This window comes from Shewanella sp. SM71, assembly GCF_025653905.1.
Taxonomy (GTDB): Bacteria; Pseudomonadota; Gammaproteobacteria; order Enterobacterales; family Shewanellaceae; genus Shewanella; species Shewanella oncorhynchi.
This window is the reverse complement of record NZ_JAKKRW010000014.1, coordinates 76982-95179: the sequence shown is the minus strand read 5'-3', so window position 1 is coordinate 95179 and position 18198 is coordinate 76982. Positions and strand designations below refer to the sequence as shown.

The window sequence follows — 18198 nt, the reverse complement described above, 5'->3', positions numbered from 1 at the left end:
GGCCACGCTGATGGATTGCGCTGCATCTTTTTAGGTTAAGTCTATGTTTGATCAATTAGTCGCCATTATTGCCCAGTTAGGTAATATGCTTCGCCCTTGGGCCTTCGATATTGCTACCGCTATGGTGGTATGTCTTATTTTGGTTTTTTCAGCGGATGTCAATCGTATCTTAAGGCGTCATTTGTTGGGGCATTCTTTTGTGCTGCGGACATTTGTTTTTATTATTGTGAATGCCTTTGGCTATGGCCTATTGATCGTGAAAGCCACGCCTTGGGTGGCAAGACACATAGTGGCTATGCCATCCCATTGGATGTTTCTGTTAATTGTGGCCATGTTTATTTTTATCGGTTATTGGGCTCAGCGAAATAGCCAAGCTTAATAGCGTTATTATTTTGGCCGTTACTCAAAGTAGCCAGAGTAATTGGCCATTGCCTTTTGGGTTAAGGCTTGCATGGCGCGATCGGGGTAATTGCTGAACACGCCATCGACGCCTATCTGCTTAAGCGCATGAATATCATCAATATGATCGACAGTATAAACATAAACCTTGGCACCTCGGTTATGGGCGTCGTCTACTAGCGCTTGGCTGATAAAACTCACATCTAAATGCAATGAATAGGCATTCAGTTCGCTTACCACGCCAGCCCCATCGAGTGGAATACTGGCAAGCAGTGGTGCGACTAACGCATCCGGCAACACCTGTTTAAGTTCATGCAGATAGGGGTGATTAAAGGAAGAGATCAGTAACTGCTCCTTCGTAAACCCAAGCTGACTCATAGCCTTTGGGTATAAGTCGATTAACGGCGTGACGGTATTAATGCCTTTTAACTCTATATTGACTATGCAGCGCCCCGCAATCAGCTCAAGTACTTGCCATAGCGTCGGAATGGATTCACCTTTCACATTGATGCTTGCTAGGTAGTCCTTGTTCACTAAGTGAATGACGCCCGTGCCCGAGCTTTTATTATCGAGTCGTCTGTCGTGAAACACGACTAACTCACCTTCGACATTATGTACATCGAGTTCGACGGCTTGTGCACCCAATTCTAACGCTTTAGCCATGGCGGCTAAGGTATTTTCGGCCTGATAACCGCTGGCGCCGCGGTGAGCAAAAATAAGCATGGTCTGCGATCCTATTAGCTTCTAATAATGCCTTGTTGCTCGCGATTTTGACCATTCTTAATATGGATTTCCATCTGCGGGTAGGCGAGTTCGAGATTGTTTTCTTTGAGTTTTTTAGTCACTCGTTTATGTAAATCATGGCGCAGTGGCCAGCGTGCCGACATATCTTTTGCATAGGCGCGCACTTCATAATCTTGGGTATGTTTACCAAAGCCGGCAAACCAGACTTCAGGTTCTGGGCTGGCAAGTGCATCTTCACACTCTTGCACCGCTTGATACAGGGTCGCTTCAACTTTGGCAGGGTCTGAATCCCGCGCCACCGACACATAAACAATGACCCGAGTAATAGGATCTGACAAGGACCAGTTGATCAGCTGCTCTGTGATAAAGGCCTTGTTCGGGATGATAATTTCCTTTCTATCCCAGTCAATAATCGTTGTCGCCCGAATTTGGATTTTACTGACTGTCCCTGTTAAATCACGAATTGTCACTGTGTCGCCAATCCGCACGGGTTTCTCAAACAAAATGATCAAACCTGAGATAAAGTTGGCGAAAATTTCTTGCAAACCAAAACCTAAACCGAGCGACAGTGCGGCAATCAGCCATTGTAACTTAGACCATTCCATCCCGAGATTAGAGAAGCCGATTAATAGTCCGAGGAAAACCACCAGATAACGACTGACGGTTGTGATCGCAAAACCTGTCCCGGGCGAGAGATCAAGCCTTTGCAGGATCATTAGCTCAAGTAGGCCGGGTAAATTGGTGGCAATCATTAACGAGAAACCTACTACTATCAGTCCAAACATCAGTGATTTCATGGTAATAGGCAATTGTTGCTCTAAGCCATTTACACTGGTATTGGTCGTCCACAGCGTAATGCCATCGAGGAAGGAAAACAGCGCCGTATGGGTTTGAGTCCACAGACCAATCAAACTGGCTAAAAAGGCCAATAACAAGAGTGAACGCACTAGGCCAAGGGATTGGCTCGAAATGGTTTCGAGATCGACTACGGGTTCTTCGTAGGTATCGAGTCCATCGACGGAAGGGTGATGCGTTTCGCCTTTTTCCCTTTGTGCTAAGCGCTCTGCACGTTTTGCTTTCGCGCGATCGAAGGCGATACGGCGGCGTTCGATTAACATCCACCGTTTGATCAATTGGTATAAGAGCAAGAAACCCAGACCAAGCACGATCGATAATTGCAGTTGTAACAGCATTTGGAAAGCGGTGAAGTAGTAACCCCTAAAGGCTAACACTGCGCTTAAAAGCGGCACAGAAATCAGTAAGGTCCAGAGCATTTTCTGAATGAGTTTTTTGTTTTTACCGTCTTTCTTGGCATCTGAGTTTTTACGGCTCAGGATTAAAATATCTTTGTATAACAAGAATAAAACGATACAGAAAATAATGAATGCGCCGCGGCCTATGCTATTACGCACCAGTGATGTGTCGAGCACTTCGGTAAAGCCCATCAGACCCAATAATGGGCTAGCAATCAGCACAAAGTGTCTGAGCCGTGATTGTCCCGCTTGGATGAGTTTTGAGGGGCGTTTGAAATGGCCCACGAGTACGCCTTTGTCGAGCGTCAGAATAAAGATAAAGCGATATAAGAGATACACTAAACCAATCGCCAGTATGCCCATACCCACTGCTTGCACAAAATTGCGATCGGAATGATAGAAAATCAATCCCGCCATGATCACTGGGAAAGGTTTTATCAACGCATAGCTGATACTGCAGGCGAGCGCTTTGAGAGTATAAATGAATTTATCTTGGGTCACATTGCCCACATAAGTAGTGTAATGATTTAGCAACCGATTGAATTTAGGGGTGATCAAGTCTTGTACGACTAAACACAGTACCAGCAATATGATCCACCAAGACCAATAATCGTTTTGTTCATCCCAGGCTTTTCCCAGTTCATCCCACTGTGCTTGTTGCACAAGCCAAACCGTGCTGCGCTCAAGATCCGTAAGCCATAACTTACTGATACTTGCAGCGTTAGGCACCCAGAATAAATGTTCGTTAAGGGTATTTTTTAGGGTGAGATTCTGTTGACTCAGTTGTTGGTAATTGACCTTCAGCTTGCCTAATTCACTCAAGTATTGGTCATAGCTTTGCATCAACTGCGAGATCAAACTCTGTTGCGAGTGTAAGAGCTTAATCTGCTGCTCATTGTATAAGCCGGGTTGTTCTAATTCTTGCTCATTGAGGGCTTGTTGCTGCTCTAAATGGTATCTGTCTAAGCGCGCATCGGCGATCAGCGTTTGCAGTTTTTCGTGATTCGGTGGTTTAGGCAGTGATTGCAACATCTGCAAAAAGCGCTCACCAAAGGCGGAGTTCATTTTGACCCAAGTGATCTGCTCTTGGATGTTTGCTAGTTGTTTAGCTTGGGATTGATATTGGGTTTCTGCCTGTTCCTGCTGTTCGACCACATTATTGATCTGCAAAGTTAACGTTTGCAGCTTTTGGCCGTAAATCTGGTTAGTGTCGGCAATATTACGGGTGATAGGATCGATGACTTTTTCGGTATTAACTAAGTTTTTGGCTAGGGTGGCATCCGTTTGTTGCTGACGTTGTTTATTGATTGCCTTGTTGATGGTTTCGATCAAGGCTTCTTGCTGCACCAGTTGTTGGCGGACTAGCTGCAATTGTAATTGCGTCAGTTCAATGCGTTTTTGGCTGCTGGCAAGTTCTGCTTCATCGGTGGCAAGGCTTTGTTCAAAGAAGAGTCGTTGAGTTTGCTGTAACTCTCCCGTAGGGGTATCTAGCGGGGCGAGTTCTGCTTTTTTGTTTTGGGCGACAGTTTGCCTCGCGCTGGCGATAACGGTAGGTAAGTCATTGTGACGTAGCAATAAATCGTTAACTTGTCGGCCAAGGGTGGATTCGCTTTCTTTAAGTTCAGACAAGCGAATATAGGCCATGGAAGCCTGCTGGCTGAGGTCAGTACCTTTTTCTAGTGATAAAGGCTTATAGGCGTCTTTCAGCGCTTGGTTAGTGCGCTTCTTATGTTGCTCAAAATCAATCTGCGCTTGTTGGAAACTGGCTGCGTTGGCGGCGAGTTTTTCTATGTTAATTTTTAGTTCGTTAATTTGTTCGTCAATGCTGAGATTTTGTTGCTGATCTTGCTTGTTCATGCCAAGACGTTTGTCCAATTGCAAAGGCGAATTGGCAAGTGCGGAAAATGTGAAAAAAGCAATAATGAACAATAAAATACGTGGCATATAGGCTAAAGACATTTAGGGGCGAAAGACGCTCCATATTAGCCAAATTGCGTTGAGATTGGTATGTTTCAGGCGTTCTTTTTTCGCCGCTGTGATTGGTGCGATTGATGGGTTTCGAAGATGGCGGTAGCGACTATGATAGTGCCACCAATTAGAGTGTTGAGATTGAGCTCTTCACCTAAAATGATCAGCGCTAACATGGCGCCATAAAAGGGTTGTAAGCAAGAGACTAGCCCAACCGTTTTGGCGCTGAGTTGCCTCAGCGCAGAAGTAAATAGCGCATGTGGCGCTGCGGTAAAGACGACGCCGAGTAAAATAATTAATCCCCACACTTCTAATGTGATACTGCCCAGTTCCGTTTGGTGCCACGGCATCAAGAACACCACGGCGACCAAAGTTTGATAGAACATGGCATGGGGGCCGCTGTACTGGGAAAAGTAGCGTTTGTGCAATAAGTTACGGGTGGTGAACAAGATGGCAGACACTATGCCGATGGCAATGCCCAGCGTAGTGTCGTTACCTAAATTTGCCTCAGGGATCAGTAATATCACCCCAATAAGCACTAATACACCGCTGATCATATCGTGTAATTTTATCTTATTACCTGTCAGCAACGGCTCGGCAATCACTGTCATCACCGGATAGGTGAAAAACGCTATCATGCCAATGGCGACCGACGAGAGTTGCATGGCCGCAAAATAAGTCACCCAATGCAGGCTGACGATAACCCCAAGCCCGATGGCGACTAGATAATCTTGTTTGCTTGCCAGCGTTAAACGTTTGCGGTTGAATTTGACTAGCAAACCTAACACAGTGGCGGCGACGATACAGCGTAGAAAGGTGATGTCGAGGGCACTGAGTGGGATTAATTTAGAAAACAAAGCTGTGCCACCAAATAGCAGCACAGCCAGATGTAATTCAATTAATCCCGAAGGTTTAGCAGAACTCAAGAAAACTTAATCCGCTTGCTTAACGTCTTTCAGGTTAGCGAAAGCTTGTCCCATACGAGTTACTGCTTCGGCTTCGACACCTTCAGCAAATGTCGCGATAGCGTCTTTGGCAAACAACATCACCACAGTACTGCCTAACTTGAAGCGACCCATTTCTTCGCCCTTGTCTAAGGTGATGGCATCTGGGCCTTGGGTTGGATATTCCCAAGTGAAGACTTGCTTACCTGTCGGCGGCGTGACTGTGCCAGCCCATACGGTTTCAATACTGGCAACAATCGTTGCGCCAACCAATACCATGGCCAATGGACCTAATTCGGTTTCAAAAATCGCCACCACACGTTCGTTACGGGCAAACAGACCGGGTACGTGTCTCGCCGTTAACGGATTTACCGAAAACAGTTCGCCAGGTACATAGGTCATTTTTGATAACGTGCCTTTAATCGGCATGTGGATACGGTGATAGTCTTTAGGCGCCAGATAGATAGTCGCAAAATCACCGCCTTCGAAGCGTTTAGCATCTTCGGCTTGATCGCCAAGCAGGGTTAACGATGAATAGTGATGACCCTTAGCTTGGAAGATGCGACCGTTTTTGATTGGGCCTAACTGACTTACCGCACCATCGACGGGATGCACCATGATATCGGCGTCCATATCTAACGGACGAATACCGGGTTTAAGGGCGCGGGTAAAAAAAGCATTAAAGCTTTTATAAGCTTCTGGTTCGCTCTGCGCCGCTTCGCTCATGTCGATTTTATATTGTTTGATAAACCACTTGATGGTGGCAGTGGTTAAGGCGCCAGCTTCGGCTGCAGCGAGTTTACCCACTAAACGAGATAACAAGTGTTTTGGCAGCATGTACTGCAGCGCTATTTTGACTTTATCCAATTTCAATTCCTTTTCTTACTGCTCAATCTTTGCTGAGACTGTTGTTATTTATCAATAAGTCGTTATTCATCAGTGGCCGCGCGGAAATAGCGGGCATGACGTTGTTCATCTAAGCTGGCGATAATTTTATGGTAATTATTAAAGCGATCTGCGCTGATGTTACCTTGGCTCAGGGCTTCTTGAAGTGCACAGCCGGGATCGTCACCGTGTTTACAATCGCGGAATTTACATGCGCCAAGATATTCGCGAAACTCGATAAAGCACCAGCCGACACGTTGTGCAGGAAGATGCCATAGGGCGAATTCGCGCACGCCCGGGGAGTCGATTAAATCGCCGCCACTAGGCAAGTGCAACAGTTTAGCTGTGGTGGTGGTGTGTTGACCTAAACCTGAGTTATCGGAAACATCGCCGATAATAAGCTCTGCATCGGGTAGTAATGCATTGATGATTGATGATTTACCCACACCAGATTGGCCGGCAAACACGCTGACTTTATCTTTGAGTATACCTTTGATGGTATCGATACCATCGCCGAGCTTGCTGCTGACCTTATAAACCGGATAGCCAATGTCTTTGTAGCGCTGTAGCGCTTCATCGATTGCCTGCGCTTCAGCGGGATTGAGCAAGTCAATTTTATTCAAAATGATGATAGGCGGAATATCGGTATCTTCGGCAGCCACTAAATAACGGTCGATGATCTGGGTGGTAAAGCTGGGTAATACCGAGGAGACAATCAAAATTTGGTCGATATTCGAGGCGATAATTTTCACGCCATCGTATAAATCTGGGCGTGTAAGTGATGAGCGACGTGGATGAACGGCTTCAACAATACCTGCGATGCCGCTATTGGCTTGGCTCTCAATGGCTAAGCGTACGATCACTTTATCGCCAGTCACTAAACTGGTGACGGCACGGCGAATATTACAGCGCACAATTTGGCCGCTTTCAGTTTCTATGTCGGCATGTTGGCCAAAACGTGAAATCACAGTACCGGGCTGTTCTTGCCCCAATGAACTATCCTGTAACTCTGGCGTATTTTTATCGCCACTATCACGATTGAGTCGCTTCTCGTGATTAGCGCGCATACGGCGTAATTGACCTTGGCTTAGGGGTTTCTTTTTACTCACTGATTCGTCTTCGTCAATTAGGTGATTTTTTGTGTTGGAAAAAAGCAGTATGATACACATTCTTGAATAAAAAAGCCTGAATTTAGGCTAACTGACACGATAAGGCTGATTTATGACGGCAGATGTAAATAATCTCATTTGGATCGATTTGGAAATGACAGGGTTAGAGCCCGACGTCGACAGGATCATTGAAATTGCCACTTTAGTGACAGATCAAGAACTCAATATTATCGGTCAAGGTCCGGTTATCGCGATTCATCAGTCAGATGATGTGCTGGCCGCTATGGATGATTGGAATCAAAAGCACCATGGTGAGTCAGGGTTGATTGATCGCGTTCGTGCTAGCCAAGAAACCGAAGCGCAAGCCGTGGCTAAGACGATTGCCTTCTTAGAACAGTATGTTCCTAAGGGCGCCTCTCCAATGTGTGGTAACAGCATTGGGCAAGATAGACGCTTCTTAAATCGTTATATGCGCGAGTTGGAAGATTATTTCCACTACCGCAACGTGGATGTCAGTACGATTAAGGAGCTAGTGAAGCGTTGGAGTCCAGAAACGATGGATGGTTTTAAGAAGCAAAATACCCACCAAGCCCTGCAGGATATCCAAGAGTCGATCGCTGAATTACAGTATTATCGCAGCAAAGTATTTAAAATTTGACCGATCAGTAGATAAATATGCAAGAAGGGGTTGCAGCCGCATGAATTTTTCATATAATGCGGCCTCAACTTTTTGATGCGAACAGAGATGTACGGTCATTTAGATTGAATGCGACATTAGCTCAGTTGATAAAGGTTAAAGGCGATACCTTTGTTAATGTTGAAGGCAAATGTAGCAGCGATGCAAAAAGCGACATTAGCTCAGTTGGTAGAGCGATACCTTGCCAAGGTATAGGTCATCGGTTCGAACCCGATATGTCGCTCCAAATTAAAAYTTAGTGATTTRCCAAATCATTARTACAGATTATGCGACATTAGCTCAGTTGGTAGAGCGATACCTTGCCAAGGTATAGGTCATCGGTTCGAACCCGATATGTCGCTCCAAATTAAAACTTAGTGATTTACCAAATCATTAGTACAGATTATGCGACATTAGCTCAGTTGGTAGAGCGATACCTTGCCAAGGTATAGGTCATCGGTTCGAACCCGATATGTCGCTCCAATTTCCTAAATATTCCACTATCACATTACTCAATTGACATTAGCTCAGTTGCGGACTTGATATGGTGATACCTTTCTTTTTCAAGGTATAGGTCATCTGTTCGAACCGCTCTTGATCAAAATCATGTCGCTCCAATTTCCTAAATATTCTACTATCAGATTACTCAATTGACATTAGCTCAGTTGCGGACTTGATATGGCTATACCTTCTTTTTTGCCAAGGTATAGGTCATCGGTTCGAACCGCTCTTGAACAAAATCATGTCGCTCCAATTTCCTAAATATTCCACTATCAGATTACTCAATTGGGATTAGCTCAGTTGCGGACTTGATATGGCGATACCTTCTTTTTTGCCAAGGTATAGGTTATCGGTTCAAACCGCTCTTGATCAAAATCATGTCGCTCCAATTTCAATAAATCCCCCAAAAACTACTTTAGCTAAGATCATTTCAATCGTGTTGCTCATATTGCTATCACTTATAATGCTTAGCCGTTGACTAAAGCATAGATCATTGCTCGAACCTCTCCCTATCAAAATCATTTCGCTGTACTTCCGTTAAACTCCCCAACAGCTACTTTTTCACATCATTCCCTCAATTAGTTCGTCTATATTTTGTCTTGATTCACTGCCATCTACCTCAAGCACTCTATCTCAGATTCACCATGCACAACCAAAGACTTACGAATACCCTTTGGGAAAAGTGCGTTGAGATCTCTTTTGGCTTTTCTCTTTTATATAAAACAGTGTGATAGGATTTAGATGCGTGATCTATAGCGTGTTTCTTCAAGTTTTCCTAAATTAGATAGCTGCGTGAAAGTTAAATTATGACCTTGTTCAAATATTCTTAACGCTTTTACTCACATAATGGAATTAGACAAAATTAATAGCGCCAAGTAGTTGGCCTGACAATGGAGTGCATTATATGCGTATTCAACAATTACGTGATCTACTCGAGTATGTGGCAAATTGCCGCTTAGATATGGCGCAACTCTATGGCCGACTCAACAATCAAGCTGACTCGGCTCGTGTGAAAATGATGTTGGAGTATTTTGAATCACACCAAAAAACCATGGCAGAAAAACTGCGTGATTATATGGATGAAGCACCACATCGTATTCTTGATACTTGGTATAAAGACTTCACTTTTGAAGACTTTACTAAGCGTTGCCAAGATACTATGTTGCCCGCAAACATGAATGAAGATGATGTGCTCAACTTACATTTAGACCTAGAGAATCGTCTGATTGGTTTGTTAGAAAAAACAGTTAACTCAACCACGGCGGAAGATGCGCGCAATGCGTTAGCCAATTTGATCCGAGTAGAGAAAACTCAGCAGCAACGTCTAGTCCATAGTACGATTCGGATGGACGATATCTAAACCGTCATTTCTTCTTGATTCTCAAAGCCAGCCCAGTGCTGGCTTTGGTTTTTATGTCGACTTTGTATCGGCCACTTTTACTCTACTTTGCTCCATTTGGGCGGGTTTCTGCGCCTGAACTGATTTACGTCATAATTTCTCGCTGCTTTTTTTGCTACTTTCTTGATCTATTGGCTGATTTTTATTGGCCTTGCTCAATTCTGCCAAGACTTCTATGGTGAGATTACTCATTATGAAATGGAGTCATTGGTGTCTAAGGAGATCCTTCATGGCACAAGATCTATCGCAATTCCCCAAAGCTCTATACACCCAAACACAAGTTCGCGAAGCTGAACTGAGTGCAGTGTCTCAGGGAGTATCTAGTCTCTATGAATTGGTCGAGCGTGCTGGCGCGGCGGCTTTTGAGTGTTTAGCGAAACATAGCTCCAAAGTCTTACCTGTGTTAATCCTTGCTGGCAGCGGTAACAATGGTGCCGATGCTTTAGTGTGCGCCCGTCTAGCCCGTGCCAGTGGTATGGACGTTTCTGTGATGATGACGTCAGCGGCAGGCACGCCTGAGTGTCAGCAAGCATTGACCCATTATCTTGCTGAAGGTGGAAAATTACTGCCGTTAGAGGTTGAACCTATTCTCGCAGCGAAAATCATAGTTGATGGCCTGTTAGGTACGGGTGTACGTGATGCTGTGCGCGACGATATGTCTAAATATATCCGTGCCATCAATGACAATTCGGCTTGGGTATTGAGTCTTGATTTACCCTCTGGAGTTATTGCTGATACAGGCGCCGTAGTAGGTGTTGCTGTGATGGCGGATATCACCTTATGTTTTGGTGGTTTAAAGCAAGGTGTGTTAACGGGTAAGGCACGGCATTACAGTGGTGAGCTTGAATTTGCAGATTTAGGATTAACGCCTTTCTTTGCTGAAGTGAGCGCACAAAGAGTAGGAAGAGAGACTCTTAAGGACTATTTTGCCGCCCGAGCAAGGGATAGCCATAAAGGCCAATCGGGTAAAGTCACTGTCATCGGCGGTGATATAGGCATGGCAGGGGCTGTGAGACTGGCAAGTGAGGCTTGCCTACGTGCAGGCGCGGGATTAGTCACTGTGATCAGTCGACCTGAGCATCAACTGACGGTGAATGTTTCCCGTCCTGAACTGATGTTTTGGGGTTGTGATTTAGTCGATATGGAAGTGTATCTGCGCCTTGGTTGGGCGCAGGTTATCGTGCTTGGCCCTGGTTTAGGTAAGCATGACTGGGGGTATAATTTGTTTAAAGCCGTGGGCTTGAGCGATAAGCCTTGTGTTTTAGATGCCGATGCGTTGAATCTGCTCAGTAATGAACCAAGGCGCCAAACGAATTGGGTATTAACACCACATCCGGGTGAGGCCGCGCGTTTACTTGGTTGTACCGTGGTCGATATTGAACAGGACAGATTTGCCGCTGTTCGCGCGATACAGCAAAAGTACGGCGGTGTTGTATTGCTAAAGGGCGCAGGAACGGTCATTTTTGATGGTCAGCAAATGGTAGTGGCACCAGTCGGCAACCCTGGGCTTGCCAGTGGTGGGTGTGGCGATGTGTTATCTGGTATTATAGGCGCGCTCATGGCTCAGGGAATGGATAATATGCAGGCAACGGTGCTTGGCGTAGTCGTACATGGTTGCGCTGCCGATCTTGCGGCAATACAGGGAGAACGTGGCATGTTAGCGAGCGATTTAATGCCTTTTATTCGCCAATTAGTGAATAGTGATTTACTCTAGGCGGAATGTGAGACTTAAGTGGGGCTGGACTTTGTTATGTGCCCTGTGCCTTTTTAGGATTGAGTCGCTTCTCCATCAATAACAGCAGTGATATAAGCGGATATGACAGAGTTAACTTTTTTCTTAGACAACGAAGACGACACTATTGCGGTTGGGCAAAAATTAGCCCGCCATGTCCAAGCGCCTTTGACTCTGTATCTTACGGGTGATTTAGGAGCCGGTAAAACGACGCTGAGTCGTGGCTTAATTCAGGGATTGGGCCATAAAGGAGCCGTTAAAAGCCCGACTTACACTTTAGTTGAACCTTATGAATTAGAAGGTGTCGAAGTTTATCATTTTGATTTGTATCGTTTAAACGATCCAGAAGAACTCGAGTTTATGGGGATCCGTGATTACTTTACGGATAAGAGTCTGTGCATTGTTGAATGGCCAGATAAGGGAGAGGGTTTACTGCCCGCTGCCGATGTCCATATGCATTTAAGTTATCAAAATAGTGGGCGAGAAATACGCATAGAGGCCTTGTCTGAGCCAGGTGAAAAGTTATTAAAAGCGATAAAATAAAAACTAAAATGATAAAAAATAACCCGTATTTTCAAATTATTATTCTTTCTTTGTGTTCTTTTTTCTCTGTGGTGGCCCATGCTGCTAATCAGTTAGAAAGCGTACGTATTTGGGCTGCGCCTGAGTCAACTCGAATCGTGTTTGACTTGAGTGGAGTGCCTGATTACACCTATTTCTCTTTAGATGGCCCTAATCGTTTAGTGGTGGATTTAAAAAAGACCACTGCTAAAGTTGTGCTTAAAAATCTTGAAAACAACAGTAAGTTGGTTAAGGGCGTGCGGGTCAGCAAGTCACCGACTAAAGGTGATTTGCGTTTAGTGATCGATCTCGTAAAACCATTGAATGCAAGCTTGTTTTCTTTGCCTGTTACTGCGCCCTATGGCAATCGTCTAGTGGTTGATTTAGAAGATAAAACGTTAACTACTGCAACGGCTATCGTGTCATCTACACCCGTTAAAACTGTCACCCAAGCGGCGCAATCATCCCGCGATATTGTCATTGCTATTGATGCGGGTCATGGTGGCGACGATCCTGGCTCCATTGGTCCTTCTGGTGTTTATGAAAAAAAGGTCGCCCTAGAAATCGCCAGACGTGTTTCCAGCAAAATCAATGACACGCCAGGCATGCGTGCTGTGATGATCCGTACTGGTGATTATTTTGTGAATTTAAATAAACGCTCTGAACTGGCGCGCAACAGTAAGGCAGATCTGCTGATTTCTATCCATGCGGATGCCTTTACCTCGCCCAATCCACGTGGCGCCTCCGTATGGGTGCTATCAATGCGTCGTGCTAATAGTGAAATTGGTCGTTGGTTAGAGCAAAAAGAGAAACACTCTGAGTTGCTGGGCGGCGCGGGTGAGATTATTCAAAACACGGATAATGAACAGTATTTGGCTATGACGCTGCTCGATATGTCAATGAACAGTTCGATGGCAATTGGCCATTCTGTTGCGGGGGATATTTTAAAAGATTTAGGTGGCGTGACTCAATTGCATAAAAGTCGCCCTGAGTCCGCGAGTTTAGCCGTGCTGAAGTCACCGGATATTCCTTCAATCTTGGTTGAAACGGGCTTTATTTCAAACCCTAAAGAAGAGCGTTTACTGTCGAGTAGTCGCCATCAAGAGAGCATTGCCAATGCTATTTATAAGGGGGTGAGCCGTTACTATCACAACAATCCGCCAGCGGATACTTTGCTTGCCCAAAGAAGGGGAGGAAGCTCTAGCAGTGCTAAGCCGGCCAAAACCACAGCAAAAGCATCAGCAGAAAGAACGCCAACTGAAAGAACACCTACAGCCTATGTTGGCGATGCGGTATCGACAAAGGTTAAACATAAGGTCCGTCGCGGAGAATCTTTATCTGCAATCGCGCAACGTTACAGTGTGCCAATGTCCAGCATCAAACAAGCGAATGGAATGAAGTCCGATGTGGTGCAGTTAGGGCAAACGCTAGTCATACCCCAGAGTTAAATAGGAAAGCATGATGGGCATTCAGATCCTGCCTCCGCAATTAGCCAACCAAATTGCGGCGGGGGAAGTGGTTGAGAGACCCGCTTCCGTAGTCAAAGAATTGGTCGAGAATAGCCTCGACGCAGGAGCGAGCCGAGTCGATATTGAAATCGACAAAGGCGGTAGCAAGCTGATTAAAATTCGCGATAACGGATCTGGCATACCTAAAGATGAACTCGCGCTAGCCTTATCGCGCCATGCGACCTCAAAGTTACACACTTTAGACGATCTTGAAGCGATCCTTAGTTTTGGTTTCCGTGGTGAAGCGCTAGCCAGTATCAGCTCAGTCTCACGTTTAACTTTAACGTCACGCACGGCTGAGCAAACCGAAGCGTGGCAAGCCCATGCTGAAGGTGCCGACATGGCAGTTAAAGTGATGCCTGCCGCGCATCCAGTAGGTTCGACGATTGAAGTGGTGGATTTATTCTTTAATACACCGGCTCGCAGACGCTTTTTAAAGAGTGACAAAACCGAATTTACCCATATCGATGAATGGTTAAAGCGCATTGCATTAGTGCGTGGGGATATCCATTTCACGCTGACGCATAACGGCAAGACAGTACGTAATTATCGTCCTGCCATGAATGAAGCCCAGTATTTACAGCGTTTGACGCAAGTGTGTGGCCGTCCATTTGCCGAGCAAGCGCTTAAGATTGAATGCCAACACGATGATTTGCGTCTCAGTGGTTATTTGCAGTCACCTTGGTCACCGGTTATCAGCGATACCCATTACTTTTATGTCAATGGACGCCTTATCCGTGATCGCTTGGTCAATCATGCAGTGCGTCAAGCCTTTGCTCAAAAAGCAGAAATTGAACAACCCGGCTACGTGCTGATGTTGGATATCGATCCCCATCAAGTGGATGTTAACGTGCATCCTGCTAAGCATGAGGTGCGATTCCATCAGAGTCGCTATGTGCATGATTATATTCTGCAAGCATTGCAATCGGCGCTGGAAGAAGCAGGAGAGCTCAACTTCGTTCACTCTAGTTCTTTGGGTGAGGTTGAAGATGTGTTTGTGGATGCCCCAACAAGCGCAGCTGAAATATCTGCTCCTTTTGCACTTGGCGCTGACTCAGCTCTAGTTAATGCGCAAACTGATACACTTGAGTCTGCTCAAGATTCAGTAGCCCCTGCAGTTCAAGTAAAGTCTGTAGGCGCAGGACGAGAAGGCGCCAGTTTTGTCACTCAAACCAATGCTTTTGGCAGCATGACAATGCCAAGAGACAGCAGCCGTGGCAGTTATTCTGCAGGTGAATCTCGACAACGTACTGAATTACCGTCAAAGGCGGCAATAGCAAGTTATGGTGCTTTACTGCAAACCCCTTCTTACAGTGTAAAAGATCAAGATTATCAGTCTGTGTTACCTATGCCATCGATATTAGATGGGCAATATTGGGTGATGACGTCGGAAGATAAACTCTGTCTATTATCAATAAAATCAGTAGCATTGGCGACGCGATGCCAAGAGATTGAAGCTAAGCTAGCGACGGGGTTAATTGGTCAGCCTTTATTGATGCCAGTGTCTGTCGCGGCTGATGCGGATTGGCAGGCTGTGCTCACTGAACACGACACGCTGATCCGCCAATTAGGTTTAGAACTAACAATTCGTTACCAGCAGTTGATTATTAAAAAAGTGCCCCCATATATCAGAGAGAGCCAGTTAGCCAAAGTGATCCCTGAATGGCTACAATCACTACGTTTTGAAACACCTGCGCCGAGCGCATTGGCGTTTTGGTTGGCAAAACACAGTTTAACGGGATTCGTTTCGGCACCAGAAATCTGGGCAGCATTTTCGCAGTTAGCTGAAGAGAAAAAACAGCTTATTGCCAACAAAGCGATATTCTTACCTTGGCAATCGTGGCTAGAAGAGTAAGCAAGTGAATAAAGAATTACAGCCTAAAGTGTTATTTTTGATGGGGCCAACGGCCTCAGGTAAGACAGCTTTAGCATTAGAATTGGCCGAAAAGCATAACTGTGAAATCATTTCGGTCGATTCGGCATTAATTTATCGTGGTATGGACATTGGCAGTGCCAAACCTTCAACAGATGAACTGGCTCGCGGGCCGCACAGATTAATTGATATTCGTGATCCCAGTGAAAGCTATTCGGCAGCCGACTTTAGAGCCGATGCCATAGCCCAGATAGAAGAGATTGTCAGCATGGGGAAAACGCCAGTATTAGTTGGCGGAACCATGATGTATTTCAAAGCGTTACTCGAAGGTTTGTCACCTTTGCCGAGTGCGGACGACGCCATTAGGGCCGAGATCCAAGCGGAGGCGGATGAAAAGGGATGGGAAGCACTGCATGACCAATTAAGGGAGATAGATCCCGTGTCTGCAGAAAGAATTCATCCTAATGATCCACAAAGACTTTCAAGAGCGCTGGAAGTCTATAGAATAAGCGGCAAGAGCATGACTGAGTTGACTCAGACCAAGTCAGCTCCCTTGCCTTATGACGTAGTGCAGTTTGCTATTGCACCGCGCGAGCGCAAAGTGTTACATGACTTAATAGCGCAACGTTTTGCGATTATGCTCAAACAGGGCTTTATTGAGGAAGTCACAGAGCTAAAAGCCCGCGGAGACTTGCATTTAGACTTGCCTTCAATGCGTTGTGTCGGTTATCGACAGTGCTGGCAATACCTAGATGGTGAGTTTGACTATGATACTATGGTCGAAAAAGCGGTTGCTGCTACTAGGCAATTGGCTAAGCGTCAATTAACATGGTTGCGGAGTTGGCCAGAGTTGAATTGGCTTGAAAGTGGTGCTGAGGGGAATTTAGTTATACTTATGCGTCAATGCCGCTAGCTTATTAGCCCTTGCTGTATAATACTAAAACTAAACAAAAAACTATCACTGATATCGATTTATTTTATATAAATTAAAAAAGGAAATAATAAAATGGCTAAGGGGCAATCTTTACAAGACCCATTTTTGAACGCATTGCGTCGCGAGCGCGTTCCTGTATCAATTTACTTGGTTAACGGTATTAAACTCCAAGGACAGGTAGAGTCGTTTGATCAATTTGTCATTCTGTTGAAAAATACAGTGAGCCAAATGGTTTATAAACACGCTATTTCTACTGTCGTGCCAGCACGCCCATTCAACGTTACTGGTCACCAAAATGCCCAAGGCGGATATGGTGCTCAAGATGATGCGCCTAGTGGCGAATAAGTATTATCTGAGGAGTTTGCTTCTTGTTTGATCGTTATGAGGCGGGAGAAACTGCGGTTCTTGTCCATATCGACTTTTCCGATGAGGAACGCCGAGAAGATTTAGTCGAGCTGCAGCTATTAGTAGAATCAGCTGGGGCAAGATCAGTCGGGGTGATTACTGGAAGTCGACGTTCACCGGATCGCAAATTTTTTGTGGGTTCTGGTAAAGCCGAAGAGTTAGCTGCATTAGTGGCGGCGACTGAAGCCAATGTGGTGATTTTTAATCATGCATTGAGTCCAGCCCAAGAGCGTAATCTTGAGCAAGTGTGTCAGTGTCGTGTGCTCGACCGTACGACACTTATTCTCGATATTTTTGCCCAAAGAGCGCGAACTCACGAAGGTAAGTTACAGGTGGAGCTAGCGCAATTGCGCCATATGTCGACTCGCCTGATCCGTGGTTGGACGCATCTTGAAAGGCAAAAGGGCGGTATTGGTTTACGTGGTCCAGGGGAAACCCAGCTCGAAACCGATAGACGTTTGCTCAGAGGACGGATTAAAAATATCAACAAACGCTTAGAGCGAGTTGATAAGCAACGTGAACAGAGTCGACGTGCACGTAAGCGTAGTGATTTGTCGACAGTCTCATTAGTCGGCTACACAAACGCGGGTAAATCAACGCTTTTTAATGCCCTAACATCATCTGATGTTTATGCTGCAGATCAGCTATTTGCCACACTCGATCCTACGCTAAGAAAGTTAGATTTACCTGATGGTGCTGTGATATTAGCGGATACTGTCGGGTTTATTCGTCATTTGCCCCATGATCTCGTTGCTGCATTTAAGGCAACCTTACAAGAGACAAGGCAAGCGGAGTTATTACTACACATAGTTGATTGTGCAGATGAAAACATGGCGGATAATTTTGATCAGGTTCAATCTGTACTGAAAGACATCCAAGCCGATGAAGTCATGCAACTCGTGGTCTGTAACAAAATCGATTTACTCGAAGATGTGACGCCAAGAATTGAATATAACGACATAGGCAAACCCGTTCGAGTTTGGGTTTCAGCACAGAAGCGTTTAGGATTTGATTTGCTATTGAAAGCCATCACTGAGCTTATTGGTGAGGTGATTAAAGAGCTAACACTTAGAATTCCGGCAACTGCTGGACATTATCTTGGCCAGTTTTATCGACTGGATGCGATACAGCAGAAAGAGTACGACGATCTGGGGAACTGTATTTTGTCTGTTCGTTTATCGGACGCCGATTGGCGCCGATTAACAAAACAGAGTCAGGGTGAGTTAGAAACCTTCATCTTCGAAGATTCGATAGATGAAGCTGTTTGTTAATAATCTAATTTATTTCATCCACTTATGGAGTGCTAA

15 protein-coding genes and 3 tRNA genes are annotated in these 18198 nt (G+C 45.3%); 13 read left to right on the top strand and 5 right to left on the bottom strand.

Annotated elements, in window-relative coordinates; genetic code table 11:
* Positions 1-43 precede the first annotated feature (43 nt).
* Entirely contained in the window at positions 44-379 is a 336-nt protein-coding gene (locus L5L97_RS14680) for a DUF3392 domain-containing protein (RefSeq protein ID WP_113939153.1), read from the top strand.
* Between the two features lie 20 nt (positions 380-399).
* Here L5L97_RS14680 and L5L97_RS14675 read toward each other — a convergent pair whose 3' ends face one another.
* The 5 genes from L5L97_RS14675 to rsgA form a co-directional block, all read right to left on the bottom strand.
* Complete coding sequence (locus L5L97_RS14675; protein WP_263167855.1) at positions 400-1122, bottom strand: glycerophosphodiester phosphodiesterase; 723 nt, start codon at positions 1120-1122, stop codon at positions 400-402.
* A 14-nt stretch (positions 1123-1136) separates the two neighbouring features.
* A complete protein-coding gene (locus L5L97_RS14670) occupies positions 1137-4340 on the bottom strand; it encodes a mechanosensitive ion channel domain-containing protein (RefSeq protein WP_105253001.1) in 3204 nt (1067 codons plus the stop codon).
* A gap of 68 nt (positions 4341-4408) precedes the next feature.
* Positions 4409-5290: a DMT family transporter gene (locus tag L5L97_RS14665; protein ID WP_263182548.1), complete on the bottom strand. Its 882-nt coding sequence runs from the start codon at positions 5288-5290 to the stop codon at positions 4409-4411.
* A gap of 6 nt (positions 5291-5296) precedes the next feature.
* Positions 5297-6175 carry an archaetidylserine decarboxylase gene (asd, locus tag L5L97_RS14660; RefSeq protein ID WP_263182547.1) on the bottom strand — a complete coding sequence of 293 codons (879 nt, stop codon included), beginning with the start codon at positions 6173-6175 and terminating at the stop codon, positions 5297-5299.
* 62 nt (positions 6176-6237) lie between these two features.
* Positions 6238-7302 (bottom strand): small ribosomal subunit biogenesis GTPase RsgA, encoded by a 1065-nt coding sequence (gene rsgA, locus L5L97_RS14655; protein ID WP_263182545.1) that lies wholly within the window; start codon positions 7300-7302, stop codon positions 6238-6240.
* A 112-nt stretch (positions 7303-7414) separates the two neighbouring features.
* Between rsgA and orn the strand changes: the two genes are divergently transcribed.
* The 12 genes from orn (at position 7415) to hflX (ending at position 18162) form a co-directional block, all read left to right on the top strand.
* On the top strand, positions 7415-7960 hold the full coding sequence (gene orn / locus L5L97_RS14650) for an oligoribonuclease (protein WP_131523968.1): 546 nt from the start codon (positions 7415-7417) through the stop codon (positions 7958-7960).
* Positions 7961-8149: 189 nt separating this feature from the next.
* Positions 8150-8225: transfer RNA gene (locus L5L97_RS14645), tRNA-Gly, on the top strand.
* 42 nt (positions 8226-8267) lie between these two features.
* Positions 8268-8343: transfer RNA gene (locus tag L5L97_RS14640), tRNA-Gly, on the top strand.
* 42 nt (positions 8344-8385) lie between these two features.
* Positions 8386-8461 (top strand) — tRNA-Gly (locus L5L97_RS14635).
* 922 nt (positions 8462-9383) lie between these two features.
* A complete protein-coding gene (locus L5L97_RS14630) occupies positions 9384-9839 on the top strand; it encodes a hypothetical protein (protein WP_028761762.1) in 456 nt (151 codons plus the stop codon).
* A gap of 268 nt (positions 9840-10107) precedes the next feature.
* Positions 10108-11592, top strand: coding sequence for an NAD(P)H-hydrate dehydratase (locus tag L5L97_RS14625; protein WP_263182544.1), 1485 nt, complete (start codon positions 10108-10110; stop codon positions 11590-11592).
* A 102-nt stretch (positions 11593-11694) separates the two neighbouring features.
* Positions 11695-12153: a tRNA (adenosine(37)-N6)-threonylcarbamoyltransferase complex ATPase subunit type 1 TsaE gene (gene tsaE, locus L5L97_RS14620; RefSeq protein WP_028761764.1), complete on the top strand. Its 459-nt coding sequence runs from the start codon at positions 11695-11697 to the stop codon at positions 12151-12153.
* Positions 12154-12161: 8 nt separating this feature from the next.
* Positions 12162-13619 carry an N-acetylmuramoyl-L-alanine amidase gene (locus L5L97_RS14615; protein ID WP_173247558.1) on the top strand — a complete coding sequence of 486 codons (1458 nt, stop codon included), beginning with the start codon at positions 12162-12164 and terminating at the stop codon, positions 13617-13619.
* Between the two features lie 13 nt (positions 13620-13632).
* Positions 13633-15534, top strand: coding sequence for a DNA mismatch repair endonuclease MutL (mutL, locus tag L5L97_RS14610; RefSeq protein ID WP_372832966.1), 1902 nt, complete (start codon positions 13633-13635; stop codon positions 15532-15534).
* Between the two features lie 4 nt (positions 15535-15538).
* Positions 15539-16465, top strand: a complete 927-nt coding sequence (gene miaA, locus L5L97_RS14605; protein WP_263182538.1) for a tRNA (adenosine(37)-N6)-dimethylallyltransferase MiaA — start codon at positions 15539-15541, stop codon at positions 16463-16465.
* 93 nt (positions 16466-16558) lie between these two features.
* Positions 16559-16831, top strand: coding sequence for an RNA chaperone Hfq (gene hfq / locus L5L97_RS14600; protein ID WP_006084207.1), 273 nt, complete (start codon positions 16559-16561; stop codon positions 16829-16831).
* A 23-nt stretch (positions 16832-16854) separates the two neighbouring features.
* The gene (gene hflX / locus L5L97_RS14595; protein ID WP_028761769.1) at positions 16855-18162 is read left to right on the top strand and encodes a ribosome rescue GTPase HflX; all 1308 of its coding nucleotides are present in this window, start codon (positions 16855-16857) and stop codon (positions 18160-18162) included.
* The last annotated feature ends 36 nt before the right edge of the window (positions 18163-18198 follow it).